We start from the raw sequence: 25,714 nt of genomic DNA, 5'->3' as shown, positions 1-25,714 counted from the left end.
CCAGCGCTTCGCTGGGGCTGAGAACATCATCGAGCACCGGGACATGCGGCTCGCCGGGCTGTTCGTCAGGAAAGAAACCGAGACTGGCGAGGCTTTTCTGCGCGATATCCAGCAAATGCTCGCTCGGTGCCTGCGGGTCGTCGGTCAGGCGTTCGAGGTAATACTCGAGGCTGGTGATGGCGTCGGCGAGGCTGTCGAGTTGCTGCCAGCCCGGCTCGTGAGGGTCGAGCAACAGATGTTCGCGGATAAATCCGTTGCAGGCTTCGAGCAGGCTTGCCGCACGCGCCAGCGGGATCATCGCCAGCGCGCCGCGCACCTGGGTCAGCAGCGCCGGCAGGCTTTGCAGTTGCTGGCGATCCCAGTCGGCGTCGATGTAGTCGACGATCATGTCTTTGGCCTGTTGCAGGCAGATGCGCGCTTCCTTGATCACGATCTGATGAATCTGCGTCAGGTCGGTAGTCGGCAGGCGCGAGTCCTCGGGGCTCTCCGGTTCCACCGTGCCGACCATCCCGGCGAGCGTCGCTTCGACGTAGAGCAAGGCGCCGGCGACGTCCATCAGCGTGGCGTCGTTCGGCTCACGCTGACCCTGCGCAAGGCTGAGCACCACCGCCAGTTGATCGATGATCACCTTGCGCGGCTGGCCGAAACCGAGCACCGCGAGGGTGTCGGCGATCTGCCGCAGCGGCGCCAGCAGGCTGTCCAGGTCCGAGGCGTGCTGGCGGTCGCTGCGCACGAACAGGTCGAGGCGCTCTTTGACCCGCACCAGCTCTTCGCACAGCGCCGCGAGCACCGAGCGCATGGCATCGCGGTCGGGGCCGGCCAGGCGCGCGCGTTCTTCGTCGACCATCGCGCTGTCGGGCAGCGCGTCGTCCAGGGAGTAGCGATCTTTCATGGTCAGCATCTGCCCGGTGGGATGTTCGGCTTTGGCGATATAAAACAGCAGGCTTTTCAGCAGTTCAGGCGGTGGCGGCTGGTTGAGGCCGCGCATGCCCTGTTCGAGCAGGCGCTTGAGTTCCTTGTCGGCGTCCTTGAACAGGCTGCGCAGGGCCGGGCTGTTGGCGATACGCCCTTCGCGCATGCCCTCGACGAGTGCCGAGGCGACCTGCCACAACGGGCTCAGCGGCGAGTTACCGCTGAGTGCTTCAAGACGGGTAAAGACCTTGGCCAGATAAGCGAGGTGCGTCTGGTCGTCCTGTTCGCGGAGCAATCCGACCAGCGCCATTTGCAGCATCTGGCGTAATTTACGCAGCACATTGGGCAGCTCTGCCGGTTCCAGCAGCGCCAGGGTTTCCTCGCCCAGCGGCGCCAGCTCGGGCAACTGCGGGCTGAACAGGCTGGTTTCCGACAACAGGCTTTCGCCCCGGGCGCTGCGCAAATCGTTGATCAGCGGCAGCACCACCAGCGGCAAATCACGGCGGGCGCCCTGCACGCGGTCGAGATAAATCGGCAACTGACCCAGCGCCTGCAACAGCAAGTGCAGCGCTTCGTCACGGTGGCTGACGCGTTCGTTCTGCAACGCTTCGACCAGGTGTTCCATCTCTTCGGCGAGCAGTGCCGCGCCGTAGAACTCGACCATCTGCAGACTGCCGTGCACCTGATGGATGCAGGCCAGGCACTCGTCCAGCCCCGGCACCGACTGCGGATCGTCGAGCACGGCTTCGATAGCCTGATGCGCCTGCCTCAGCGTCTCGGCGATTTCACCCTTGACCCATTCGAGGGCCACGTAGTCGTGCCGGTCACCCATAACCACTCCGCTCGACATGGACTCGCCCGCAGGCCTCACGCCTTGTCCGCGACGGGCGCAGGCGCCGCCGGCAAGGTGAACCCGGACACCGAGCGCCGCAACTGGCTGGCCATTTTCGCCAGGTTGCCGATGCTCTCGGCGGTGGCCGTGGAGCCGGACGAGGTCTGCGAGGTGATCTGCTGGATCACATTCATCGTCAGGGAAATCTGCCCGGCCGAAGACGTCTGCTGCTGCGCCGCGTTGGAAATGCTCTGGATCAGCGCCGCAAGGGTCTTGGACACGCCTTCGATTTCTTCCAGGGCCACACCGGCATCCTGCGCCAGCCGCGCGCCGCGCACCACTTCGGTGGTGGTCTGCTCCATGGAAATCACGGCTTCGTTGGTGTCGGTCTGGATCGCCCGCACCAGCGTTTCAATCTGTCGGGTCGCGGCGGACGAGCGCTCGGCCAGCCGTTGCACTTCGTCGGCCACCACGGCAAAACCGCGCCCGGCGTCACCGGCCATCGACGCCTGAATTGCCGCGTTGAGGGCGAGGATGTTGGTCTGGTCGGCAATGTCATCGATCAGGCTGACGATGTCGCCGATTTCCTGGGACGACTCGCCCAGACGCTTGATGCGCTTGGCGGTGTCCTGGATCTGTTCGCGGATGTTGTCCATGCCGTGGATGGTGTTGTGCACCACCTCGTTGCCCTTGTTGGCGATCTCCACTGATCGCTCGGCCACCGCCGAGGATTCAGCGGCGTTGGCCGACACCTGATCGATGGATTGGGCCATGTCGCTGATCGCGGTCGAGGCTTCGGAAATCTGCTGGGCCTGATGCTCCGAGGCCTGGGCCAGGTGCATGGCGGTGGCCTGGGTTTCCTGCACCGCAGCGGCGACCTGGCCGGCGGTGAGGTTGATGGTGGCCACCAGATCGCGCAACTGGTCGACGGAATAGTTGATCGAGTCGGCGATGGTCCCGGTGAAGTCTTCGGTCACCGAGGCCGTTACGGTCAGGTCGCCGTCAGCGAGGTCTTCGATCTCGTCGAGCAGGCGCATGATCGCGTTCTGGTTGCGCTCGTTTTTCTCGGCGGTTTCGCGCAACTGACGGTTGGTTTCCCGGACCATGACCATGCCGATCAGGATGATCGAAGCCAGCGCCAGCAGGCCCAGCACATAACCGCCGATGGTGTCGGTATTGCGCCCGCCGGCGAGGTTTTCGAAACGGCTGGCCAGGTGCGAGGCTTCGTCAAGCAGGGTCTGCGACAGGCTGAAGATATTGGTGGCCGACTCACGGACCTTGAACAGCTCCGGCGAGGTTTCGAGGATTTCATCTACCGAACCGGAGACAAACTGGAACAGTTCGGAAATCTCGCTCAAGCGAGCGCGGGCGTCGCGGTCTTCGACCTGGCTGATCTTCAGCGCCGGGTTGCCCTGCAGCATGCCGTTAAGCACCTGACCGAAGCGTGCGGCATCGCGACCAAAGGCGTCGGCGGCCTGCTGGGAGTTCTCATCACCCGAGAGCACGGTGTTGACCGCGCCGAGAATCCGTTCGGCCAGCAGCGACTGACGCTGGGCCATCGCCACCTGCGCCGCCGGCGCACCGCGTTGCAGGAGGATTTCCACGACCTTTTCGTATTCGATCTGCAATTGCGGCACGGTTTCGGCCAGAGTCGCGGCCACCTGATGAAGCGATAGCACGGTCTGTTCGCTGGAGAGAATCGCGTCGGTGTTTTTCAGCAGGCGTTCCCAGTCCAGCTGCACGGCGCGCATTTCCGGGCGCACGGTGGACGGCGCCGGCGGCAGGCCGGTGGCCGGGTCGCCTTTCTTCAGGTAGCCCCAGCGCTGGGCGAAGTCGTTGCGCGCATCGCTCAACAGTTTGAACGCGGCGGCTTTGCCGGCGGCAGCCTCGGTGGCGTTTTTGGCGATCCGCTGCGACAGCACCCGCAGCTCGCCGGCGTGGCCGATGTACTGCTTGTCGTAGTTGGCCTGGGTGTTGAGGTAAGCGAAGTTGGCGAACAGCAGCATGATGAACACGATCAGTGCGATGAACAGCACGATGATCTGCGAGCGGCTGCGCGAGCCTTCTGCGGGCTTGCCTGTTTTTGCTTTGATCATCGGTCCTCGCCTGTTAAACCGCGACGTGCATGAAACTCGGTGACTGCGCCAGCGCAAACAGGCTGAACACCCGCCAGTTCTGCTCGCGCCGGAAATAACCCTTGATGAACTCGCCCTTGGAGCCTTGCCGTTTACTGATCGAGACGGATTCGAAACTGTCCTGCTCGAAGTGCTGCAGGCCGAAGACTTCATCGACCAGCAAACCGGCAAACACGTCCTGATGCTCTACCACCAGTACCCGCCGCTGTTTGCGCATCGGTGACAGTTCATGGCCGAAGAATCCGCACAGGTCCATGACCGGCAACAGCCGTCCGCGCAGGTTGGCCACACCCTTGACCCACGGTTTGACGCCCGGCAACTGGGTGACGCGCAGTTCGGGCAGCACTTCGCTGACTTCGCCCATCGGCGTGACGTACCAGTGCTCGCCCAGACGAAAGCCGATGCCGCTCCAGCGATCCTGGCGCGCCGGTTGCGACGGCAGGTCCGCCGCCAGCAGGCGACAGCGCTGGTCGATCTGCCACAACAGTTCGAACGCGGTCAGCGATTCGCTCATGGCGGCGCGATCAACCGGCCAGCACGTTGTTCAGGGTCTTGATCAGCGTGTCTTCGTCGACCGGTTTGGTCAGGTAGTCCTTGGCGCCCTGGCGGGTGCCCCAGACCTTGTCGGTTTCCTGATCCTTGGTGGTGATGATGATCACCGGGATGTGGCTGGTTTCCGCGTCCTTGGTCAGCTGACGGGTAGCCTGAAAGCCGTTGAGGCCGGGCATGACGATATCCATCAGCACCGCGTCGGGTTTTTCCTGGCGGGCCAGGGCCACGCCGTCGGCGCCGTTTTCGGCTTTCAGCACTTCGTGCCCGTGCTTTTCCAGCATGCCGGTGAGTTTGTACATTTCGGTCGGCGAATCATCGACGATCAGGATACGTGCCATGGTCTTCCCCATTTTTCTTGTCGACACCGGGCCCGCTGGCCGAGCGTCTCTGTGCGTGTCTTACTGCGGCAAAGCGGCAGCGAAGCCCGGAACATGGGCCGAGATCGCGTCGAGCAGTTCTTCCTTGCTGAAAGGCTTGGTCAAAAATTGATCGGAACCGACAATCCGCCCCTTGGCCTTGTCGAACAGCCCGTCCCGGGACGACAGCATGATCACCGGCGTGCCCTTGAACGCGTTGTTGTTCTTGATTAAAGCGCAGGTCTGATAACCATCCAGACGCGGCATCATGATGTCGACAAAGATGATCCCGGGATGGTGGTCGGCGATCTTCGCCAAGGCGTCAAAACCGTCGATCGCGGTGATGACTTCGCACCCTGCATTTTTCAACAGGGTCTCGGCGGTGCGACGAATCGTTTTCGAGTCGTCGATCACCATGACCTTCAAGGCGCTGGACTGCTGTTCCATAAGGGGGCTCTACCGTCGCCTTTGCGAATCAATTTGTCCGTTTTGCGATGACTGATGGCTGGAAACCCTTGATGCTCAAGGGCCAGCACGGCTGGGAGCCTTTTTAGCACAGTCTCCAGACGCAATCTATCGACGGGTTTTTCCTTGACCGAAAACCCGCCCGGCGCCACTCTGGCGGCACTTTTTTCATACCGATCCGGTAGCCAATTTTCGAGGAAAACCTAATGAGCGTTCGCGTCGGGATTGTCATGGACCCTATCGCCAGCATTTCCTATAAAAAGGATAGCTCGCTGGCCATGCTGCTGGCGGCGCAGAAGCGCGGCTGGGAACTGTTCTATATGGAACAGAAAGACCTTTATCAGGGCGAAGGCCAGGCACGGGCGCGGATGAAGCCGCTGAAAGTCTTCGCCAACCCGGAAAAATGGTTCGAACTGGGCACCGAGCAGGATTCGCCGCTCAGCGACCTGAACGTGATCCTGATGCGCAAGGATCCGCCGTTCGACATGGAGTTCGTCTACTCCACCTACCTGCTCGAACAGGCCGAGTCCGCCGGGGTGCTGGTGGTCAACAAGCCGCAGAGCCTGCGCGACTGCAACGAAAAGCTGTTCGCCACGCTGTTCCCGCAGTGCACGCCGCCGACCGTGGTCAGCCGCCGCGCCGACGTGCTGCGTGAATTCGCCGCCAAACACGGCGACGTGATCCTCAAGCCGCTGGACGGCATGGGCGGCACCTCGATTTTCCGTCACCGCGCCGGCGATCCGAACCTGTCGGTGATCCTGGAAACCCTGACCGCCCTCGGTGCCCAGCAGATCATGGGGCAGGCCTACCTGCCAGCGATCAAGGACGGCGACAAGCGCATCCTGATGATCGACGGCGAGCCGGTGGATTACTGCCTGGCGCGGATTCCGGCCCAAGGCGAAACCCGTGGCAACCTCGCGGCCGGCGGCCGTGGCGAAGCTCGCCCGCTGACCGACAAGGATCGCTGGATCGCCGCCCAGGTTGGCCCGACCTTGCGCGAAAAAGGCCTGCTGTTCGTCGGCCTGGACGTGATTGGCGAGCACCTGACCGAAATCAACGTCACCAGCCCGACCTGCATCCGCGAAATCGACAATGCCTTCGGCACCGACATCGGCGGCCTGCTGATGGATGCCATCGAGAAAAAGCTGCAAGCTTGATGTGCATCACATGCAGCCTGTCGCTTGATGCTTGAAGCTAAAGGCGTGAAACCAACATTGCGTTATCATGCGCGGCCTGTGAAAAACGCGATGTTGGTTTTCTTGTCATGACACTTCCGTCCGATCTGCCCGCTGAACTCGCCCATAAAGGCGTGCGCCCGGTCGATCGCCTCGGATTTACCCTGTTTCTCGCGGCGCTGATCCATTTGGCGCTGCTGCTCGGCGTGGGTTTCACCATGGTCGAGCCCAAGCAGATCAGCAAAACCCTGGAAATCACCCTCGCCACCTTCAAGAGCGAAAAGAAGCCGGCGAAGGCTGACTTCCTCGCCCAGGAAAACCAGGAAGGCAGCGGCACCCTCGACAAGAAGGCGATCCCCAAGACCACCGAGGTCGCGCCGTTCCAGGACAACCAGGTCAAGAAAGTCACCCCACCGCCCGCCGCCAAGCCGGAAGTGCAGGAAGCCGCGCCCAAGGCGGCCGTGACCACCGTCGCGCCGAAACCGAAAAAGGCGCCGACCAAGAAAGAAGAAGCGAAGACCGAGACCAAACCGACGGTCGATGCCCCGACCTTCGACAGCTCGCAGCTCTCCAGCGACATCGCCAGCCTCGAAGCCGAACTGGCCAACGAACAACAGCTGTACGCCAAGCGCCCGCGCATCCACCGCCTGAGCGCCGCGTCGACCATGCGCGACAAGGGCGCCTGGTACAAGGACGAGTGGCGCAAGAAGGTCGAGCGCATCGGCAACCTCAATTACCCCGACGAAGCCCGGCGCAAGCAGATCTACGGCAATCTGCGCCTGATGGTGTCGATCAACCGCGACGGCTCGCTGTATGAAGTGCTGGTGCTGGAGTCTTCCGGCCAGCCACTGCTGGATCAGGCGGCGCAGCGGATCGTGCGTCTGGCGGCACCGTTTGCACCGTTTACCGGGGACCTGTCGGACATCGACCGTCTGGAAATCATCCGCACCTGGAAATTCGCCCGGGGCGACCGGTTGTCCAGTAACTGAGTCGATCTTTTGCCCGCTCCAGCTTGTCAGTTCGCCCCCCGAACGCCACACTAGCGCACATGAAAAACGTCAGCCCCAGCTACCTCAAGCATCACTTCCTGATCGCCATGCCACACATGGCCGACCCGAACTTTGCCCACACCTTGACCTACATCGTCGAGCACACGGCCAATGGCGCCATGGGGCTGGTGGTCAACCGACCGCAAGAGCTGAATCTGGCCGACATCCTCGAACAATTGCGCCCGGACATCGATCCGCCAGCGCTGTGCCAGCATGTGCCGATCTTCATCGGCGGCCCGGTGCAGACCGATCGCGGTTTTGTCCTGCACCCGGCGGGCAAGACGTTCCAGGCTACCGTCGAGCTGGAGGGCGATCTGGCCCTGTCCACCTCGCAGGACGTGCTGTTCGCCATCGCCGACGGCGTAGGCCCGACCAAAAGTGTCATCACCCTCGGTTATGCCGGTTGGGAAGCCGGTCAGCTGGAGGCCGAACTGGCCGACAACGCCTGGCTGACCTGCCCGTACGACGCCGATATCCTGTTCAACACCAGCAGTGAACTGCGCCTGGAAGCGGCGGCCAAGCACCTGGGGATCAACCTCAGCCTGCTGACCAGCCAGGCAGGACACGCCTGATGGCCCTGCGCCTGATCCTCGGCTTCGACTACGGCACCAAACAGATCGGCGTGGCGGTCGGCCAGGTGATTACCGGCCAGGCTCGCGAACTGTGCACCTTGAAGGCGCAAAACGGTGTGCCGGACTGGAATCAGGTCGAAGCCCTGATAAAGGAATGGAAACCCGACGCCGTGGTGGTCGGCCTGCCGCTGAACATGGACGGCACGCCCAGCGAGATGTGCGCCCGCGCCGAGAAATTCGCCCGCCGCCTCAACGGCCGCTTCAACCTGCCTTTCTATACCCACGATGAGCGCCTGACGACCTTCGAAGCCAAGGGCGAGCGACTGGTGCGCGGCGGACAGAAAGGCAGCTACCGCGACAACCCGGTGGACGCCATCGCCGCCGCCCTGCTGCTGCAAGGCTGGCTCGACGAAAACACCGCACTATTTGAATCCTGACAAGCGCTACGGCGCTTTTCTTTTGGTTACAACCCGAGCCACGGTTCGCGAGAACCGGCTCGACCCCAAGAAGGAGCAACCATGAGCCTGCCCAATCCCGCCGATCTGATCAGCCAGATGGCGACCCGCCTCAAGGCGCACCTTGCCCAGCGTGAGATCAGCGAACCGCGTTACATCGGCATCCGCACCGGCGGCGTCTGGGTCGCCCAGGCCCTGCTCGCAGAGCTGGGCAGCGACGCGCCATTGGGCACGCTGGATGTTTCCTTCTACCGCGACGACTTCAGCCAGAACGGCCTGCACCCGCAGGTGCGCCCGTCCGCCCTGCCCTTCGAAATCGAAGGCCAGCATCTGGTGCTGATCGACGACGTACTGATGAGCGGCCGGACCATCCGCGCCGCCATGAACGAACTGTTCGACTACGGCCGCCCGGCCAGCGTGACGCTGGTCTGCCTGCTGGACCTGGACGCCGGCGAACTGCCGATCCGCCCGAACGTGGTCGGCGCGACCCTGTCGCTGGCCGCCCACGAGCGGGTCAAGCTGTCCGGGCCGGAGCTGGCCCTCGAACTGCAAGACCTTGCCCTTTAATCCGCCCTATTGAGAGTCCCCCTCGCGATGACGCCTCTAGATACCAAGCGCCCGCTGCAGCTCAATGATCAGGGCCAGCTGCGCCACTTCCTCTCGCTCGACGGCCTGCGCCGCGAGTTGCTGACGGAAATCCTCGACACCGCCGACTCGTTCCTCGAAGTCGGTGCCCGGGCCGTGAAGAAGGTCCCGTTGCTGCGCGGCAAGACCGTGTGCAACGTGTTCTTCGAAAACTCGACCCGCACCCGCACCACCTTCGAACTGGCGGCCCAGCGGCTGTCGGCGGACGTGATCACCCTGAACGTGTCGACCTCGTCGGCCAGCAAGGGCGAAACCCTGCTCGACACCCTGCGCAACCTGGAAGCCATGGCCGCCGACATGTTCGTCGTGCGCCACGGCGACTCGGGCGCTGCGCACTTCATCGCCGAACATGTCTGCCCGCAAGTGGCGATCATCAACGGCGGCGACGGCCGGCACGCCCACCCGACCCAGGGCATGCTCGACATGCTGACCATCCGCCGCCACAAGGGCGGTTTCGAGAACCTCTCGGTAGCCATCGTCGGCGACATCCTGCACTCGCGGGTGGCGCGCTCGAACATGCTCGCCCTGAAGACCCTCGGTTGCCCGGACATCCGCGTGATCGCACCGAAGACCCTGCTGCCGATCGGCATCGAGCAGTACGGCGTGAAGGTCTACACCGACATGACCGAAGGCCTGAAAGACGTCGACGTGGTGATCATGCTGCGCCTGCAGCGTGAGCGCATGACCGGCGGCCTGCTGCCGAGCGAAGGCGAGTTCTACCGCCTGTTCGGCCTGACCACCGCGCGCCTGGCCGGCGCCAAGCCCGATTGCATCGTCATGCACCCGGGGCCGATCAACCGCGGCGTGGAGATCGAGTCGGCGGTGGCCGACGGCCCGCACTCGGTGATCCTCAATCAAGTCACCTACGGCATCGCGATCCGTATGGCCGTGCTGTCGATGGCCATGAGCGGACAAACAGCGCAGCGTCAATTCGAGCAGGAGAACGCCCAGTGAAGCTCAGCATTCTCGGCGCCCGCGTCATCGATCCAAGCAGCGGCCTGGATCAAATCACCGATATTCACGTTGAAGCCTGCAAGATCGTCGCCCTCGGCGCTGCACCGGCCGGTTTCACCGCCGTCGAAACCATTGATGCCCAAGGTCTGGTGGCCGCTCCAGGGCTGGTCGACCTCAACGTAGCCCTGCGCGAGCCGGGCTACAGCCGCAAAGGCACCATCGCCAGCGAAACCCGCGCCGCTGCGGCCGGCGGCGTGACCAGCCTGTGCTGCCCGCCGAAAACCAAACCGGTGCTCGACACCTCCGCCGTGGCCGAACTGATCCTCGACCGCGCCCGCGAGGCGGGCAACACCAAGGTGTTCCCGATCGGCGCGCTGAGCAAAGGTCTGGATGGTGAACAACTGGCCGAGTTGGTCGCCCTGCGCGACGCCGGTTGCGTAGCGTTCGGCAACGGTCTGGAGAGTTTCCGCAACACCCGCACCCTGTGCCGGGCGCTGGATTACGCGGCGACCTTCGACCTGACGGTGATTTTCAACTCGCAGGATCACGACCTCGCCGACGGCGGCCTGGCCCACGAAGGCGCCACCGCCAGTTTCCTCGGCCTGCCGGGCATCCCGGAAACTGCGGAAACCGTGGCTTTGGCCCGGGATCTGCTGCTGGTCGAGCAGACCGGCGTGCGCGCGCACTTCAGCCAGCTGACCAGCGCTCGCGGCGTGGCCCTGATCGCTCAGGCTCAGGCCCGTGGTTTGAAAGTCACGGCGGATGTCGCCCTGTATCAGCTGATCCTGACGGACGAAGCGCTGATCGACTTCAGCAGCCTGTATCACGTGCAACCGCCGCTGCGCACCCGCGCCGACCGTGACGGTCTGCGTGAAGCGGTGAAGTCCGGCGTGGTCTCGGCGATTTCCAGCCATCACCAGCCCCACGAGCGCGATGCCAAACTGGCACCGTTCGGCGCGACCGAGCCGGGCATCAGCAGCGTCGAACTGCTGCTGCCGCTGGCGATGACGCTGGTGGAGGATGGTCTGCTGGACCTGCCGACCCTGCTGGCCCGCCTGAGCGCCGGCCCGGCCGAGGCCCTGCGCCTGCCGGTGGGCAAACTGGCGGTGGGTGGCGCAGCGGATATCGTGCTGTTCGATCCGAAGGCCTCGACCGTTGCCGGCGAAACCTGGCTGTCGAAGGGCGAGAACTGCCCGTTCCTCGGCCATAGCCTGCCGGGTGTGGTGCGTTACACCTTGGTGGATGGCCGGATCAGCCATCAGGCGTAAAAAAATGGCGAGGGAGCCAGCTCCCTCGCCATCACTTACTGAAAGGCGCCCCGCCCTTCGGCGTTACGCACCGACACCTGATCGTTCAGCGTCCAGAAGTCATACAGCACCCCCAGAAAGAACAACCCGCCGGTCAGCAGGTACACCAATCCGCTGATCCACTTGCCCTGATACATCCGGTGCACACCGAGCGCGCCGAGGAAGGTAAGGAGAATCCACGCCACGTTGTATTCGATAGGGCCCGCGGCGAATCGCAGGTCGGCTTCGCGATCCATCGCCGGGATCAGGAATACGTCGATCAGCCAGCCGATCCCCAGCAACCCGAAGGTGAAAAACCAGATCGTGCCGGTCACCGGTTTGCCGTAATAGAAGCGGTGAGAGCCTGTGAAACCGAAAATCCACAACAGGTAGCCGATCACCTTGCTATGGGTGTCTTTTTCCTTCACACGGGGCAGCTGATAGCCGTTCATTAAGACCTCGATACACGCGATAGATAAATATTTTTTAATTCTTTGTGACTTTTTTACAGGTAGCCGACGTATGGCAAATGCTACCGTGTCTCCCGTCAAAGCCTTATAGCACCGGACTTCTGTCCGACAATTGCGTCTTTTTGCCGCTTATTTGGTTCCGTTGGCACCCGATTGAATCGACCAACGGCCTCGGAAGTGACAAAAAAGCTGTTATAAAGTTGCGCGCTAACACACCAAGAGCCCTGCCTAATGCGTCCATTTTTCAAGACATGGCTAACCATTTGCCTATTAATGCCACTGGCCGCCCACGCCACCAATCGTGAGCAACGTCTTCCAAACGTTAACGGTTTCACCCCTAAATCCCATGCCTCTGCTCCTTCGAACAAAGGCAAACAGGTCAAACACACCACGCTGAGCAGCAACGGCCGCAGCAAGCTGGTGCCACCGATGGCGACCAAGGAAAGCAGCAACGTCCTCAGTCGCGCGGTAAACGTCCTCGGTACGCCATACCGTTGGGGCGGCAGCAGCCCGAGTAAAGGCTTCGACTGCAGCGGTCTGGTGAAATACGCGTTCAACGACGCCACGTTCGACCTACCACGCACCTCGAACGCCATGGCCAGCGGTCACGGCGAGAAAGTCGAACGCAAGGACCTGAAGCCGGGCGACCTGATTTTCTTCAACATCAAGAGCCGTCGCGTCAATCACGTTGCCATCTACCTGGGCAACGACCGTTTCATCCATGCACCACGGCGCGGCAAGTCGGTGAGCATCGACACGCTGAACAAGCCGTACTGGGAAAAGCATTACGTGGTGGCCAAACGCGTATTGCCGAAAGAACAAGGGCAGATGCGCGTCGTTCAGCGCTGAGCTAGTTCGTTTGACGCTCCGCGTCTCAAAGCGGACGCAGAGCGTCCATTGAGGCATTCCCACGCAGAGCGTGGGAACGATCAAAATCGCAGCCCACGGGCTGCGATTTTTTTTGCCTAGAAGTTATCCGGCGTACGCGCCTTTTCCCGCGCATGCTCGCGGCTGATCAAGCCTTTGGTCACCAGATCCTTCAGGCACATGTCGAGTGTCTGCATCCCCAGCGAGCCGCCGGTCTGTATCGCCGAGTACATCTGCGCCACCTTGTCCTCGCGGATCAGGTTACGGATCGCCGACGTGCCCAGCATGATCTCGTGCGCCGCCACCCGGCCGCCGCCGATCTTCTTGATCAGCGTCTGCGACACCACCGCCAGCAACGACTCCGAGAGCATCGAGCGCACCATGGACTTTTCGTCCCCGGGGAACACGTCCACCACCCGGTCGATGGTCTTGGCCGCCGACGTGGTGTGCAAGGTGCCGAACACCAGGTGCCCGGTCTCGGCCGCGGTGAGCGCTAGGCGGATGGTTTCCAGATCTCGCATCTCGCCCACCAGGATCACGTCCGGATCCTCACGCAGTGCTGATCTCAACGCAGTGGCGAAACTGCGGGTATCGCGATGGACTTCGCGCTGATTGATCAGGCATTTGCGCGATTCGTGGACGAATTCGATCGGATCTTCGATGGTCAGGATGTGGTGATGGCGATGGGTGTTGAGGTAATCGATCATTGCCGCCAGGGTTGTGGACTTGCCGGAACCGGTCGGCCCGGTCACCAGCACCAGCCCGCGCGGCGCATCGGTGATCTTGCGAAAGACGTCGCCCATGGCGAGGTCTTCCATGCTCAGCACTTTCGACGGGATGGTCCGGAACACCGCGCCGGCACCCCGGTTCTGGTTGAAGGCATTGACCCGGAAGCGCGCCACGCCGGGGACTTCGAAGGAAAAGTCGGTTTCCAGATGTTTCTCGAAGTCCACCCGCTGGGTGTCGTTCATGATGTCGTAGATCAGCTCGTGTACTTGCTTGTGATCCAGCGCCGGCAGATTGATCCGCCGCACATCGCCATCCACGCGGATCATCGGCGGCAGACCGGCCGACAGGTGCAGGTCGGAAGCGCCCTGTTTGGCGCTGAAGGCCAGCAGTTCAGTGATATCCATAGCGTCCCTCAATTCCAGTAGAATGCCGCGAACCTTCAGACCGCTGGCGCCTCTTGATGTCCACGATAGCAGACAACATTCTCCAGGTTAGTTCGCGCATCCAGGCAGCGACCCAAGCTGCCAATCGCAGCGAAGACAGCGTCCAGCTGCTGGCCGTGAGCAAGACCAAACCGGCCGAAGCCCTGCGCGAAGCTTACGCCGCCGGCCTGCGCGACTTCGGCGAGAACTACCTGCAAGAGGCATTGGGCAAGCAGCTCGAAGTGGCCGACCTGCCCTTGATCTGGCACTTCATCGGCCCCATTCAGTCGAACAAGACCCGCTCGATTGCCGAGCATTTCGCCTGGGTGCACTCCGTGGATCGTCTGAAAATCGCCCAACGCCTGTCCGAACAACGCCCGGCGGATCTGCCGCCACTGAACATCTGCATTCAGGTCAACGTCAGCGGTGAAGCCAGCAAGTCCGGCTGCACGCCGCAGGATCTGCCAGCCCTGGCCCAGGCCATCAGCGCCCTGCCGCGCCTGAAGCTGCGCGGGTTGATGGCGATTCCCGAGCCGACCGACGATCGCGCCGAGCAGGACGCTGCATTCGCCGCCGTTCAGAAGTTGCAGGCCAGCCTCGATCTGCCGCTCGACACACTTTCCATGGGCATGAGCCACGACCTCGAGTCGGCCATTGCCCAGGGCGCGACCTGGGTCCGTATCGGTACGGCCCTGTTCGGCGCCCGCGACTATTCCCAATCTTGAACATTTCCAGATAAGGACCTGACATGAGCAACACACGTATTGCCTTTATCGGTGCCGGCAACATGGCCGCCAGCCTGATCGGCGGCCTGCGGGCCAAGGGTCTGGAAGCTGCACGGATTCGCGCCAGCGATCCGGGCGAAGAAACCCGCAACCGGGTCAGCGCCGAACACGGCATCGAAACCTTCGCCGACAACACCCAGGCCATCGACGGTGCCGACGTTGTCGTGCTGGCAGTCAAACCACAGGCCATGAAAGCCGTGTGCGAAGCGATTCGCCCGAGCCTGAAACCGAATCAACTGGTGGTCTCCATCGCCGCCGGCATCACCTGCGCCAGCATGACTGCCTGGCTGGGCGAGCAACCGATCGTGCGCTGCATGCCGAACACCCCGGCGCTGCTGCGTCAGGGCGTGAGCGGTTTGTACGCCACCGGCGCAGTGAGTGCCGAACAACGCCAGCAGGCTGAAGAGCTGCTGTCCGCCGTGGGCATCGCCCTGTGGCTGAACGAAGAGCAGCAACTGGACGCGGTCACTGCGGTCTCCGGTTCCGGCCCGGCGTACTTCTTCCTGCTGATCGAAGCCATGACTGCCGCCGGCGTCAAACTCGGCCTGCCGAAGGAAACCGCCGAGCAACTGACTCTGCAGACCGCTCTGGGCGCCGCGCACATGGCCGTGTCCAGCGACGTCGACGCTGCCGAACTGCGCCGCCGCGTGACCTCCCCGGCCGGCACCACTGAAGCTGCGATCAAATCGTTCCAGGCCGGCGGCTTCGAAGCCCTGGTGGAAAAAGCACTCGGCGCCGCCGCGCACCGCTCGGCCGAAATGGCCGAACAACTGGGCAAATAAGGAGCCTTACATGATTGGATTGAACACCGCAGCGGTCTACGTGCTGCAAACCCTCGGCAGCCTGTACCTGCTGATCGTGCTGCTGCGCTTCGTCCTGCAACTGGTGCGGGCGAACTTCTACAACCCGCTGTGCCAGTTCGTGGTCAAGGCCACCCAGCCGCTGCTCAAGCCACTGCGCCGGATCATCCCGAGCATGTTCGGCCTCGACATGTCGTCGCTGGTGCTGGCGATTCTCGTGCAACTGGCGCTGATGGCGCTGACCCTGCTGCTGACCTACGGCACCACCGGCAACCCGCTGCAACTGCTGATCTGGTCGCTGATCGGCGTGACGGCACTGTTCCTGAAGATTTTCTTCTGGGCCATGATCATCAGCATCATCCTGTCCTGGGTCGCACCGGGCAGCCACAATCCGGGCGCCGAGCTGGTGAACCAGATCTGTGAACCGGCCCTGGCGCCGTTCCGCCGCATTCTGCCGAACCTCGGCGGTCTCGACCTGTCGCCGATCTTCGCCTTCCTCGTGCTGAAGCTGATCGACATGCTGGTGATCAACAACCTCGCGGCGATGACGATGATGCCGGAAATCCTGCGCCTGCTGATGTGAGCTGGTTTCGCTGGGACGGTGACGACCTGATTCTGGAATGTCACCTGCAACCGGCCGCCCGCAGCGATGATTTCTGCGGGCTGCACGGCGATCGCCTGAAGATCCGCCTGACCGCCCCGCCGGTCGAGGGCAAGGCCAATGCCTATCTGATGGGATTTCTGGCCAAGACTTTTGGGGTTTCCAAGAGCCAGGTCAGTTTGCTCAGCGGTGAGTTGAACCGGCAGAAGCGGGTGAAGATTTGCTCGCCGAAGAAATTGCCGGATTTGCCCGGACTAGTCCGCTGATCGTTCCCACGTCGAGGCGTCGAACCGTCCGCGTGGGAACGCATCCCGGGACGCTCCGCGTCCCCCGCCGAAGCGGACGCGGAGCGTCCAATGAGGTATTCCCACGCAGAGCGTGGGAACGAGCGCAAATCAGGCCTGATCGTTGCTTGCCGCTAACCCCACCGGTCTTTAGACTTACGCCTCATTTCAACGAGAGCAGGGTCGATGCCAGCTGCCTTTCCCCCCGATTCTGTTGGTCTGGTGACGCCGCAAACGGCGCACTTCAGCGAACCGCTGGCCCTGGCCTGCGGCCGTTCGCTGGCCGATTATGACCTGATCTACGAAACCTACGGCACGCTGAACGCGCAAGCGAGCAACGCCGTGCTGATCTGCCACGCCCTGTCCGGCCACCACCACGCTGCGGGTTACCACAGCGTCGACGACCGCAAGCCCGGTTGGTGGGACAGCTGCATCGGCCCCGGCAAACCGATCGACACCAACAAGTTCTTCGTGGTCAGCCTGAACAACCTCGGCGGTTGCAACGGCTCCACCGGCCCGAGCAGCCTCAACCCGGAAACCGGCAAGCCGTTCGGCGCCGACTTCCCGGTGCTGACCGTGGAAGACTGGGTGCACAGCCAGGCACGCCTGGCCGACCTGCTCGGCATCGGCCAGTGGGCCGCGGTGATCGGCGGCAGCCTGGGCGGCATGCAGGCGCTGCAATGGACCATCACGTACCCGGATCGCGTTCGCCACTGCCTGGCCATCGCCTCGGCCCCCAAGCTGTCGGCGCAGAACATCGCCTTCAATGAAGTGGCGCGCCAGGCGATCCTCACCGACCCGGAATTCCACGGCGGCTCGTTCCAGGAACAGGGCGTGATCCCCAAACGCGGCCTGATGCTGGCGCGGATGGTCGGACACATCACTTACCTGTCCGACGACTCCATGGGCGAGAAATTCGGCCGTGGCCTGAAGAGCGAAAAGCTCAACTACGACTTCCACAGCGTCGAGTTCCAGGTCGAAAGCTACCTGCGCTATCAGGGCGAAGAGTTCTCCGGTCGCTTCGATGCCAACACCTATCTGTTGATGACCAAAGCGTTGGACTACTTCGATCCGGCGGCGAACTTCAACGATAACCTGGCGAAAACCTTCGAAGGTGCGAAAGCCAAATTCTGCGTGATGTCGTTCACCACCGACTGGCGCTTCTCCCCGGCCCGCTCGCGGGAACTGGTGGACGCGTTGATGGCCGCACGCAAGGACGTCAGCTACCTGGAAATCGACGCGCCGCAAGGCCACGACGCCTTCCTGATTCCGATCCCGCGTTATTTGCAGGCGTTCGGCAATTACATGAACCGCATTACGTTGTGAGAAAGCCATGAGAGCTGATCTGGAAATCATCCAGGAATGGATCCCCGCCGGCAGCCGCGTGCTCGACCTCGGTTGCGGTGACGGCGAGTTGCTGACCTGGCTGCGCGACCACAAGCAGGTCACCGGCTATGGCCTGGAAAACGACGCGGACAACATCGCGCAGTGCGTGGCCAAGGGCGTCAACGTCATCGAGCAGGATCTGGACAAAGGCCTGGGCAACTTCGCCAGCAACAGCTTCGACATCGTGGTGATGACCCAGGCCCTGCAAGCCGTGCATTACCCGGACAAGATCCTCGACGAAATGCTGCGGGTCGGACGCCAGTGCATCATCACGTTCCCGAATTTCGGTCACTGGCGCTGCCGCTGGTACCTGGCGAGCAAGGGCCGGATGCCGGTGTCGGAATTCCTGCCGTACACCTGGTACAACACGCCGAACATTCACTTCTGCACCTTCGAAGACTTTGAAGAACTTTGTCGCGAACGTGAGGCGAAGGTCATTGATCGGCTTGCCGTGGATCAACAGCACCGCCACGGGTGGGCCAGTAAGCTATGGCCTAATCTATTAGGTGAGATCGGTATCTACCGCGTCAGCAGCCCGGGGCTTGCGGATCACAGAATCGCGGTCTGAACCACGACATTGCGAGGAGAACGAACATGGGACGCTTGATTACCGCGCTATTGGCCGCCTGCCTGAGCCTGTCGGCCGTGGCCGCCGATGCCATCAAGGGCGAACGCAAGGAAGTGTTCGGTGATGTCACCGTGCATTACAACACCTTCAACTCGACCTTCCTGACGCCGGACATCGCCAAGGCTGCCGAGCTGATCCGCAGCAAGAACCAGGGCGTGATCAATGTCTCGGTGATCAAGGACGGCAAACCGCTGATCGCCCAGGTCACCGGCACCGTCAAAGACCTGACCAGCCAGAGCGTGCCGCTGACTTTCCGCCAGATCACCGAACAGGGCGCGATCTACTACATCGCCCAATACCCGGTGGAGCAGCAGGAAACCCGCACCTTTGAAATCAAGGTGCAGACCGGCGACAAGATCAACATCATCAATTTCAACCAAGAGCTTTTCCCTGGCCAATGATCAATCTCAAGCAACTCGTACTGGCCAGCCATAACGCCGGCAAGCTCAAGGAACTCCAGGCCATGCTCGGCGATTCGGTGCAACTGCGCTCAATCGGCGAATTCAGCAGCGTGGAGCCGGAAGAAACCGGTCTGTCGTTCGTCGAGAACGCGATCCTCAAGGCGCGCAATGCCGCTCGCATCTCCGGGCTGCCGGCGCTGGCCGACGATTCGGGTCTGGCGGTGGACTTCCTCAACGGTGCGCCGGGCATCTACTCGGCGCGCTACGCCGACGGCAAGGGCGACGCGGCGAACAACGCCAAGCTGCTCGATGCCTTGAAGGATGTGCCTGAAGCCGAGCGTGGCGCGCAGTTCGTCTGCGTGCTGGCGCTGGTGCGTCACGCCGACGATCCGCTGCCGATCCTCTGCGAAGGTCTGTGGCACGGGCGCATCCTGACCGCTGCCAGCGGTGAGCACGGTTTCGGTTACGACCCGCTGTTCTGGGTGCCGGAGCGTAACGTGTCCAGCGCCGAACTGAGCCCGAGCGACAAGAACCAGATCAGCCACCGCGCCCGTGCAATGGATCTGCTGCGCCAGCGTCTGGGCTTGAAATGACCGATAGCTCCTCCGCGTCGTCGCTGATTATCGGCGGCGCCGCCTCCTCGCCTCGGGCGCCGTTGCCGACGCTGCCGCCCTTGGCGCTGTACATCCACATCCCGTGGTGTGTGCGCAAATGCCCCTATTGCGACTTCAACTCCCACACCGCCAGCCCGGTGTTGCCGGAGCAGGAATACGTCGACGCGATGCTGGCCGACCTCGATCAGGATCTGCACGCGGTGTATGGCCGCGAATTGAGTTCGATCTTCTTTGGCGGCGGCACCCCGAGCCTGTTCAGTGCCGAAGCCCTGGGCCGCTTGCTGGAAGGCGTGAAACAGCGCATTCCGTTTGCCGACGACATCGAAATCACCCTGGAAGCCAACCCCGGGACCTTCGAGCAAGAGAAGTTCGTCGCCTACCGCAAACTGGGGATCAATCGCCTGTCGATCGGCATCCAGAGTTTCCAGCAGGAAAAGCTCAAGGCCCTCGGCCGCATCCACAATGGCGACGAAGCGGTACGCGCCGCCGGCATGGCGCGCCAGGCCGGGTTCGATAACTTCAACCTCGACTTGATGCATGGTTTGCCGGACCAGTCGCTGGACGATGCCCTGAGCGATCTGCGCCAGGCGATCGAGCTGAAGCCGACGCACATTTCCTGGTATCAGCTGACACTGGAGCCGAACACCGTGTTCTGGAACCAGCCGCCAGTGCTGCCGGAAGACGACACGCTGTGGGACATTCAAGAGGCCGGACAGGCGCTGCTGGCCGAACACGGTTACGCGCAGTACGAAGTGTCGGCCTATGCCCAACCGGGTCGCCCGGCGCGACACAACCTAAATTATTGGAGCTTCGGCGACTTCATCGGCATCGGCGCCGGCGCCCACGGCAAGCTCAGTCACCCGGACGGGCGCATCGTGCGCACCTGGAAGACGCGCCTGCCGAAGGATTACCTCAACCCGGCCAAAAGCTTCCAGGCCGGCGAGAAAGCCCTGACCAACGACGAGATGCCGTTCGAGTTCCTGATGAACGCCCTGCGCCTGACCGCCGGCGTCGAATCGCGCCTGTATCCGGAGCGCACCGGCCTGCCGCTGGAGAGCCTCGACGAACACCGGCGCGAGGCCGAACAAAGCGGTCTGTTGCAGGTCGAACCGTCACGTCTGGCGGCCACCGAGCGCGGACAACTGTTCCTCAACGACTTGCTGCAGAAATTTCTGAGCTGACCGCTCTTAAGGAAACCGCATGGATTTGATACTCGACCTGCTCGCCACCGTGTCCCGCTGGAGCCGCAGCAACCTCTCGGAAATCGCGCTGGCCCTGGTGGGCTGTCTGCTGGTGCTGTTCGGCGCTGACTTCAAGGCCTGGGTCGAGCAACGCCTGGGCAGCATCGCCGGCGCCCTGCGCGTCCCGCTGATGGCCCTGCTGTGCCTGATCGGCAGCGGCGCAGCGCTGATCTACGCGACGCCGTGGGTGGTGAAGGGGCTGAGCCAGTTCAACAACTACAGCCTGGCGCCGGTGTTGTTGGTGGTGCTGGTGTTGATTGGCGTGGTCGCGGATCGCCGCTGAATCTCACGTGCTCGTTCCCACGCTCTGCGTGGGAATGCAGCCCGGGACGCTCTGCGTCCCCCGAAGCGGACGCGGAGCGTCCATTGAGGCATTCCCACGCAGACGGTTCGACGCCTCGACGTGGGAACGATCACTGCGCAGTACTTACGACTGTTTTTCGAACTTCAGATCCCACACGCCATGCCCAAGACGTTCGCCGCGGCGTTCGAACTTGGTGATCGGGCGTTCGGCCGGGCGCGGTACGCACTTGCCGTCTTCGGCGAGGTTGCGATAGCCCGGAGCGACGTTCATCACTTCCAGCATGTATTCGGCGTACGGTTCCCAGTCGGTGGCCATGTGCAGGACGCCGCCGACTTTCAGCTTGCTGCGCACCAGTTCAGCGAAGGACGCCTGAACGATACGGCGCTTGTGGTGGCGGCTCTTGTGCCACGGATCCGGGAAGAACAGCATCAGGCGATCGAGGCTGTTGTCGGCGATGCAGCGGTTGAGTACTTCGATCGCGTCGCAATCGTAGACCCGCAGGTTGGTCAGGCCCTGAGTCAGCACGCCATTGAGCAGCGCGCCGACACCCGGACGGTGAACCTCGACACCGATGAAATCCTGTTCCGGCGCAGCGGCGGCCATTTCCAGCAGCGAATGGCCCATGCCGAAACCGATCTCCAGCGAACGCGGCGCGGAACGGCCGAACACCTGGTCGTAATCCACCGGCGCATCGGCCAGCGGCAGGACGAACTTCGGCGCGCCCTGATCCAGGCCGCGCTGCTGGCCTTCGGTCATGCGCCCGGCGCGCATCACGAAACTCTTGATGCGGCGGTGTTGGCGCTCGTCGCCTTCTTCCGTCTGGATTGGCGTGTCGTTCGATTCAGTCATCAATAGCTCTTACTTGATCAGACCATCCAGCGGCGAAGAGGCGCTGGCATAGAGTTTTTTCGGCATGCGGCCGGCGAGGTAGGCCAGGCGGCCCGCGACGATCGCGTGTTTCATGGCTTCGGCCATCATGATCGGCTGCTGGGCGTGGGCGATGGCCGAGTTCATCAGCACCGCGTCACAGCCCAGCTCCATGGAAATGGTGGCGTCGGAAGCGGTGCCGACACCGGCATCCACCAGCACCGGGATCTTGGCTTCTTCGAGGATGATCTGCAGGTTGTACGGGTTGCAGATCCCCAGGCCCGAACCGATCAGGCCGGCCAGCGGCATGACCGCGATGCAGCCGATTTCCGCCAGTTGCCGGGCGATGATCGGGTCATCGCTGGTGTAAACCATCACGTCGAAGCCTTCCTTGACCAGCACTTCGGCGGCCTTGAGGGTTTCGATCACGTTGGGGAACAGGGTTTTCTGGTCGGCCAGCACTTCCAGCTTCACCAGGTTGTGGCCGTCGAGCAGCTCACGAGCCAGACGGCAGGTGCGCACGGCTTCGACAGCGTCGTAGCAGCCGGCGGTGTTCGGCAGGAAGGTGTAGCGATCCGGCGACAGCACTTCGAGCAGGTTCGGCTCGCCTTCGATCTGGCCCAGGTTGGTGCGGCGCACGGCGAAGGTGACGATCTCGGCACCCGAGGCTTCGATGGCCAGACGGGTTTCTTCCATGTCACGGTACTTGCCGGTACCGACCAGCAAACGCGACTGGTAAGTACGACCGGCCAGAACGAAAGGCTTGTCGCTACGAACGATGCTCATGGGGAATCCTCTGTTGGGGTGAGGGTCTTGCAGAATTCTCGGCCCTTGCAGGCCTGGTGATCAGCCGCCGCCGATGGCATGCACCACTTCGACGTTGTCGCCGTCGTTCAAAGTGGTGTCGGCATGCTGGCTGCGCGGGACGATATCCAGATTGAGTTCGACCGCGACGCGGCGTCCGGTCAGATCCAGACGGGTCAGCAGGGCCGCAACGGTTTCACCGTCGGGCAGTTCAAAGGATTCACCGTTCAACTGAATGCGCATGCGCAACGCCGCCATCACTTTTTAGGGGGTGGCATTCTAGCCCGATCATGACCTAAAGGTCAGCACCAAGCGTCAAGCGGTTGGCTGCAGGCGCCAGGCGGCGAGTCCGAGGCACAGCCAGCCGATCAGGAACGCCAGGCCGCCGAACGGGGTGATGATGCCGAGCTTGCCGATGCCGATGGTGGTCAGCAGGTACAGGCTGCCGGAGAACAGCAGGATACCGACGGTGAACGAAATGCCGGCCCAGGCGACCAGACGCCCCTGAAACTGGGTGGCCAGCAGCGCCACGCCGAACAGCGCAAGTGCGTGCACCAACTGGTAGGTGACGCCGGTGTGGAAGATCGCCAGATACTCCGGGGTCAGGCGGTTTTTCAGGCCATGGGCGGCGAATGCGCCGAGGCCGACACCAGTGAAACCAAAGAAGGCAGCCAGCATCAGAAAGCTACGCAGCATGTAGAACTCCAGTCAGACTCGATCGGCAGGGTCTGTATAATGGCCCGCTCAACCGGTTCGGCCAAGCCATCTCTATGCTGCGTTTATTTCTCCGTCGTTTCACGAAGGCCCTGCTCTGGTTCGCGGGCGGCAGCGTATTGCTGGTGTTGGTGTTTCGCTTCGTGCCGCCACCGGGCACGGCGCTGATGGTCGAGCGCAAGATCGAATCCTGGGTCGACGGCGAGCCGATCGATCTGCAACGCACCTGGAAGCCGTGGGACGAGATCTCCGATGACCTGAAGGTCGCGGTGATTGCCGGCGAAGACCAGAAATTCCCCGAGCACTGGGGTTTTGACCTGAGTGCGATCAAGGCCGCACTGGCCCACAACGAACTCGGCGGCTCGATTCGCGGCGCCAGCACCCTGAGTCAGCAAGTGTCGAAGAACCTGTTTTTGTGGTCCGGCCGCAGTTATCTGCGCAAAGGCCTGGAAGCGTGGTTCACCGCGCTGATCGAAGTGTTCTGGCCCAAGCAGCGGATTCTCGAGGTGTACCTGAACAGCGTCGAGTGGGATGACGGCGTGTTCGGCGCCGAAGCGGCGGCAAGGCATCACTTTGGCGTAGGCGCCAAGTCGCTGTCCCGGCAGCAGGCGAGTTATCTGGCGGCTGTGCTGCCGAATCCCCGGGTCTGGAGCGCCAGTCATCCGACCGCTTATGTGTCGCGTCGGGCCGGCTGGATTCGTCAGCAGATGAGCCAACTGGGTGGCGACAGCTATTTGCTGACACTCAATGATTCGCGCCGCGCGCCCTGGGCCCAATGACTTTCTGACAGGCAAACAAAAACGCCCCGATCATCACTGATCGGGGCGTTTTTTATTGTCGGACTACCGGTTATGCGGCAATCGACAACTTGAGCTTGTTCATCGCGCTCTTCTCGAGCTGACGGATCCGCTCGGCCGACACGTTGTACTTCTGCGCCAGGTCGTGCAGCGTGGCTTTCTCTTCTGCCAGCCAGCGCTGGTAGAGGATGTCGCGACTGCGTTCGTCCAGCACTTCCAGCGCTTCGTGCAGGTTGTGATTGGAGTTGTCGCTCCAGTCGGCATCTTCCAGTTGACGCGCCGGGTCGTACCGGTGGTCTTCCAGGTAGTTGGCCGGCGACTGAAAAGCACTGTCGTCGTCCGCTTCCGCAGCCGGGTCGAAGGCCATGTCATGGCCGGTCAGGCGACTTTCCATCTCACGCACTTCACGCGGCTCGACGCCGAGGCTTTCCGCCACACGGTGGACTTCCTCGTTGTTCAGCCAGGCCAGACGTTTCTTCTGGCTGCGCAGGTTGAAGAACAGCTTGCGCTGGGCCTTGGTGGTCGCGACTTTCACGATCCGCCAGTTGCGCAGGATGAACTCGTGAATCTCGGCCTTGATCCAGTGCACCGCGAAGGACACCAGACGCACGCCCATTTCCGGGTTGAAACGCTTCACGGCCTTCATCAGGCCGACGTTACCTTCCTGGATCAGGTCAGCCTGAGCCAGACCGTAGCCGGAATAGCTACGGGCGATGTGTACGACAAACCGCAGGTGGGCGAGCACCATCTGCCGAGCCGCCCCCAAATCCTGCTCATAGTAGAGACTCTCGGCCAGTTCACGCTCCTGCTCCGGCGTCAGCAATGGAATGCTGTTGACGGTGTGTACATAGGCTTCCAGGTTTGCGCCCGGAACCAATGCATACGCAGGTTGCAAAGAATTGGTCATACGAAAAAACCTCCGACTTACATACTCGCGCCTTTCGGCACTGCGAAAAATTGACCGGGAACTCAAGTACAAGTTCCCTAAAAACCGTAAGGTCAATCACGCGCAAAAAAAGATTCTACTTCGGCGCCAGCTCCCTGAGATGACGTGCGACTGCAATCCATGCACCGATATAACCCAACAGCACCGCGCCAAGCAAGAGCGACAGACCGTCGGCAACTGGCACCCCGGCCAGTGCGAAATCACTGCCGTACAAGCCGGCCAGCCCAACCACCGCGTCGTTCAGCCAGTTCAGGCCGAACGCCAGCACACCCCAGGACAACAGCCCCGCACCGAAGCCATACAACGCGCCCATATAAAGGAAGGGACGACGCACATAGCTGTCGGTGCCGCCGACGAGTTTAATCACTTCTATCTCGGTGCGGCGGTTTTCAATATGAAGACGAATGGTATTGCCTATCACCAAAAGTAATGCGGAAACCAGCAACACCGTCAGACCGAAGACAAAGCGGTCACCGAGCTTGAGAATGGCAGCCAGGCGCTCGACCCAGACTAGATCAAGTTGTGCCTGTTGTACCTTGGGCAGCTCGGAAAGTTTTTGTCTTAATGCTTCCAGGGTCGACTTGTCGACCTCGTTCGGCGTCACCAGTACCACGCCCGGCAGCGGGTTTTCCGGCAGCTCGCGCAGGGCTTCGCCCAATCCGGACT

At 62.3% G+C, this 25,714-nt stretch carries 32 protein-coding genes; 19 read left to right on the top strand and 13 right to left on the bottom strand.

Annotated elements, in window-relative coordinates; translation table 11 throughout:
* The 5 genes from K5E37_RS24675 to pilG all read right to left on the bottom strand — a co-directional run.
* Nucleotides 1–1,744: Hpt domain-containing protein (locus K5E37_RS24675; protein ID WP_221535389.1), on the bottom strand; the 1,744-nt coding region annotated here is incomplete at its 3' end.
* A 35-nt stretch (nucleotides 1,745–1,779) separates the two neighbouring features.
* Entirely contained in the window at nucleotides 1,780–3,840 is a 2,061-nt protein-coding gene (locus K5E37_RS24670) for a methyl-accepting chemotaxis protein (protein ID WP_115079501.1), read from the bottom strand.
* 13 nt (nucleotides 3,841–3,853) lie between these two features.
* The gene (locus K5E37_RS24665; protein ID WP_007953327.1) at nucleotides 3,854–4,393 is read right to left on the bottom strand and encodes a chemotaxis protein CheW; all 540 of its coding nucleotides are present in this window, start codon (nucleotides 4,391–4,393) and stop codon (nucleotides 3,854–3,856) included.
* A gap of 10 nt (nucleotides 4,394–4,403) precedes the next feature.
* Complete coding sequence (gene pilH, locus K5E37_RS24660; protein ID WP_007953328.1) at nucleotides 4,404–4,769, bottom strand: twitching motility response regulator PilH; 366 nt, start codon at nucleotides 4,767–4,769, stop codon at nucleotides 4,404–4,406.
* A 60-nt stretch (nucleotides 4,770–4,829) separates the two neighbouring features.
* Nucleotides 4,830–5,234 (bottom strand): twitching motility response regulator PilG, encoded by a 405-nt coding sequence (pilG, locus tag K5E37_RS24655; RefSeq protein ID WP_007953330.1) that lies wholly within the window; start codon nucleotides 5,232–5,234, stop codon nucleotides 4,830–4,832.
* A 224-nt stretch (nucleotides 5,235–5,458) separates the two neighbouring features.
* Between pilG and gshB the strand changes: the two genes are divergently transcribed.
* The 7 genes from gshB to K5E37_RS24620 all read left to right on the top strand — a co-directional run bounded on the left by gshB (nucleotide 5,459) and on the right by K5E37_RS24620 (nucleotide 11,370).
* The gene (gshB, locus tag K5E37_RS24650) at nucleotides 5,459–6,409 is read left to right on the top strand and encodes a glutathione synthase (RefSeq protein ID WP_221535388.1); all 951 of its coding nucleotides are present in this window, start codon (nucleotides 5,459–5,461) and stop codon (nucleotides 6,407–6,409) included.
* Nucleotides 6,410–6,516: 107 nt separating this feature from the next.
* A complete protein-coding gene (locus K5E37_RS24645; protein WP_007953332.1) occupies nucleotides 6,517–7,416 on the top strand; it encodes an energy transducer TonB in 900 nt (299 codons plus the stop codon).
* A gap of 59 nt (nucleotides 7,417–7,475) precedes the next feature.
* Entirely contained in the window at nucleotides 7,476–8,048 is a 573-nt protein-coding gene (locus K5E37_RS24640) for a YqgE/AlgH family protein (RefSeq protein WP_221535387.1), read from the top strand.
* Complete coding sequence (ruvX, locus tag K5E37_RS24635) at nucleotides 8,048–8,485, top strand: Holliday junction resolvase RuvX (protein ID WP_007953334.1); 438 nt, start codon at nucleotides 8,048–8,050, stop codon at nucleotides 8,483–8,485. Before K5E37_RS24640 ends, ruvX begins: the two co-directional genes overlap by 1 nt.
* Nucleotides 8,486–8,566: 81 nt before the next feature.
* The gene (gene pyrR / locus K5E37_RS24630) at nucleotides 8,567–9,070 is read left to right on the top strand and encodes a bifunctional pyr operon transcriptional regulator/uracil phosphoribosyltransferase PyrR (RefSeq protein ID WP_085646969.1); all 504 of its coding nucleotides are present in this window, start codon (nucleotides 8,567–8,569) and stop codon (nucleotides 9,068–9,070) included.
* Nucleotides 9,071–9,097: 27 nt separating this feature from the next.
* Entirely contained in the window at nucleotides 9,098–10,102 is a 1,005-nt protein-coding gene (locus tag K5E37_RS24625; protein WP_007913665.1) for an aspartate carbamoyltransferase catalytic subunit, read from the top strand.
* Entirely contained in the window at nucleotides 10,099–11,370 is a 1,272-nt protein-coding gene (locus tag K5E37_RS24620; protein ID WP_221535386.1) for a dihydroorotase, read from the top strand. Before K5E37_RS24625 ends, K5E37_RS24620 begins: the two co-directional genes overlap by 4 nt.
* 35 nt (nucleotides 11,371–11,405) lie before the next feature.
* On the opposite strand, the gene K5E37_RS24615 is transcribed toward K5E37_RS24620, so the two are convergent.
* Nucleotides 11,406–11,840: a TM2 domain-containing protein gene (locus K5E37_RS24615; RefSeq protein WP_064600078.1), complete on the bottom strand. Its 435-nt coding sequence runs from the start codon at nucleotides 11,838–11,840 to the stop codon at nucleotides 11,406–11,408.
* A 249-nt stretch (nucleotides 11,841–12,089) separates the two neighbouring features.
* Here K5E37_RS24615 and K5E37_RS24610 point away from each other — a divergent pair, with 249 nt between their 5' ends.
* The gene (locus K5E37_RS24610) at nucleotides 12,090–12,707 is read left to right on the top strand and encodes a C40 family peptidase (RefSeq protein WP_007953345.1); all 618 of its coding nucleotides are present in this window, start codon (nucleotides 12,090–12,092) and stop codon (nucleotides 12,705–12,707) included.
* A gap of 116 nt (nucleotides 12,708–12,823) precedes the next feature.
* Here K5E37_RS24610 and K5E37_RS24605 read toward each other — a convergent pair whose 3' ends face one another.
* On the bottom strand, nucleotides 12,824–13,858 hold the full coding sequence (locus tag K5E37_RS24605; RefSeq protein WP_007953348.1) for a type IV pilus twitching motility protein PilT: 1,035 nt from the start codon (nucleotides 13,856–13,858) through the stop codon (nucleotides 12,824–12,826).
* Between the two features lie 56 nt (nucleotides 13,859–13,914).
* On the opposite strand from K5E37_RS24605, the gene K5E37_RS24600 reads away from it, so the two are divergent.
* The 10 genes from K5E37_RS24600 (at nucleotide 13,915) to K5E37_RS24555 (ending at nucleotide 20,899) form a co-directional block, all read left to right on the top strand.
* Nucleotides 13,915–14,601 (top strand): YggS family pyridoxal phosphate-dependent enzyme, encoded by a 687-nt coding sequence (locus tag K5E37_RS24600; protein WP_221535385.1) that lies wholly within the window; start codon nucleotides 13,915–13,917, stop codon nucleotides 14,599–14,601.
* A 23-nt stretch (nucleotides 14,602–14,624) separates the two neighbouring features.
* Nucleotides 14,625–15,443: a pyrroline-5-carboxylate reductase gene (gene proC / locus K5E37_RS24595; RefSeq protein WP_221535384.1), complete on the top strand. Its 819-nt coding sequence runs from the start codon at nucleotides 14,625–14,627 to the stop codon at nucleotides 15,441–15,443.
* 10 nt (nucleotides 15,444–15,453) lie between these two features.
* Nucleotides 15,454–16,044, top strand: a complete 591-nt coding sequence (locus tag K5E37_RS24590) for a YggT family protein (RefSeq protein ID WP_007953355.1) — start codon at nucleotides 15,454–15,456, stop codon at nucleotides 16,042–16,044.
* Nucleotides 16,041–16,328 carry a DUF167 domain-containing protein gene (locus tag K5E37_RS24585; RefSeq protein ID WP_085605881.1) on the top strand — a complete coding sequence of 96 codons (288 nt, stop codon included), beginning with the start codon at nucleotides 16,041–16,043 and terminating at the stop codon, nucleotides 16,326–16,328. The genes K5E37_RS24590 and K5E37_RS24585 overlap by 4 nt, the downstream gene beginning before the upstream one ends.
* 204 nt (nucleotides 16,329–16,532) lie before the next feature.
* Complete coding sequence (locus K5E37_RS24580) at nucleotides 16,533–17,672, top strand: homoserine O-acetyltransferase (protein ID WP_134022578.1); 1,140 nt, start codon at nucleotides 16,533–16,535, stop codon at nucleotides 17,670–17,672.
* Between the two features lie 7 nt (nucleotides 17,673–17,679).
* Complete coding sequence (gene metW, locus K5E37_RS24575) at nucleotides 17,680–18,300, top strand: methionine biosynthesis protein MetW (protein ID WP_007953362.1); 621 nt, start codon at nucleotides 17,680–17,682, stop codon at nucleotides 18,298–18,300.
* 26 nt (nucleotides 18,301–18,326) lie between these two features.
* Entirely contained in the window at nucleotides 18,327–18,761 is a 435-nt protein-coding gene (locus tag K5E37_RS24570; protein WP_127800412.1) for a DUF4426 domain-containing protein, read from the top strand.
* Entirely contained in the window at nucleotides 18,758–19,354 is a 597-nt protein-coding gene (rdgB, locus tag K5E37_RS24565) for an RdgB/HAM1 family non-canonical purine NTP pyrophosphatase (RefSeq protein WP_085605885.1), read from the top strand. The genes K5E37_RS24570 and rdgB overlap by 4 nt, the downstream gene beginning before the upstream one ends.
* Entirely contained in the window at nucleotides 19,351–20,556 is a 1,206-nt protein-coding gene (gene hemW / locus K5E37_RS24560; protein WP_085611979.1) for a radical SAM family heme chaperone HemW, read from the top strand. The genes rdgB and hemW overlap by 4 nt, the downstream gene beginning before the upstream one ends.
* Before the next feature lie 19 nt (nucleotides 20,557–20,575).
* Nucleotides 20,576–20,899 (top strand): DUF3392 domain-containing protein, encoded by a 324-nt coding sequence (locus tag K5E37_RS24555; RefSeq protein WP_007953368.1) that lies wholly within the window; start codon nucleotides 20,576–20,578, stop codon nucleotides 20,897–20,899.
* Nucleotides 20,900–21,043: 144 nt separating this feature from the next.
* On the opposite strand, the gene trmB is transcribed toward K5E37_RS24555, so the two are convergent.
* From trmB to K5E37_RS24535, 4 genes are all read right to left on the bottom strand, one after another.
* The gene (trmB, locus tag K5E37_RS24550) at nucleotides 21,044–21,769 is read right to left on the bottom strand and encodes a tRNA (guanosine(46)-N7)-methyltransferase TrmB (protein ID WP_221535383.1); all 726 of its coding nucleotides are present in this window, start codon (nucleotides 21,767–21,769) and stop codon (nucleotides 21,044–21,046) included.
* A gap of 9 nt (nucleotides 21,770–21,778) precedes the next feature.
* Nucleotides 21,779–22,573 carry a thiazole synthase gene (locus tag K5E37_RS24545; RefSeq protein WP_007953385.1) on the bottom strand — a complete coding sequence of 265 codons (795 nt, stop codon included), beginning with the start codon at nucleotides 22,571–22,573 and terminating at the stop codon, nucleotides 21,779–21,781.
* Between the two features lie 60 nt (nucleotides 22,574–22,633).
* Nucleotides 22,634–22,834, bottom strand: a complete 201-nt coding sequence (gene thiS / locus K5E37_RS24540; protein WP_007953386.1) for a sulfur carrier protein ThiS — start codon at nucleotides 22,832–22,834, stop codon at nucleotides 22,634–22,636.
* A 72-nt stretch (nucleotides 22,835–22,906) separates the two neighbouring features.
* Nucleotides 22,907–23,287 (bottom strand): DUF423 domain-containing protein, encoded by a 381-nt coding sequence (locus K5E37_RS24535; protein ID WP_221535382.1) that lies wholly within the window; start codon nucleotides 23,285–23,287, stop codon nucleotides 22,907–22,909.
* A 74-nt stretch (nucleotides 23,288–23,361) separates the two neighbouring features.
* Between K5E37_RS24535 and mtgA the strand changes: the two genes are divergently transcribed.
* A complete protein-coding gene (gene mtgA, locus K5E37_RS24530) occupies nucleotides 23,362–24,084 on the top strand; it encodes a monofunctional biosynthetic peptidoglycan transglycosylase (protein ID WP_085689595.1) in 723 nt (240 codons plus the stop codon).
* 70 nt (nucleotides 24,085–24,154) lie between these two features.
* Here mtgA and rpoH read toward each other — a convergent pair whose 3' ends face one another.
* Nucleotides 24,155–25,009: an RNA polymerase sigma factor RpoH gene (gene rpoH / locus K5E37_RS24525; protein WP_003229146.1), complete on the bottom strand. Its 855-nt coding sequence runs from the start codon at nucleotides 25,007–25,009 to the stop codon at nucleotides 24,155–24,157.
* A 115-nt stretch (nucleotides 25,010–25,124) separates the two neighbouring features.
* A partial coding sequence (locus K5E37_RS24520; protein ID WP_221535381.1) for an ABC transporter permease occupies nucleotides 25,125–25,714 on the bottom strand: 590 nt, incomplete at its 5' end.

It is taken from the genome of Pseudomonas sp. RIT778, assembly GCF_019718735.1.
Lineage (GTDB): Bacteria > Pseudomonadota > Gammaproteobacteria > Pseudomonadales > Pseudomonadaceae > Aquipseudomonas > Aquipseudomonas aphyarum.
The sequence above is the reverse complement of the archived record's forward strand: the minus strand, read 5'-3'. Positions and strand labels throughout refer to the sequence as shown.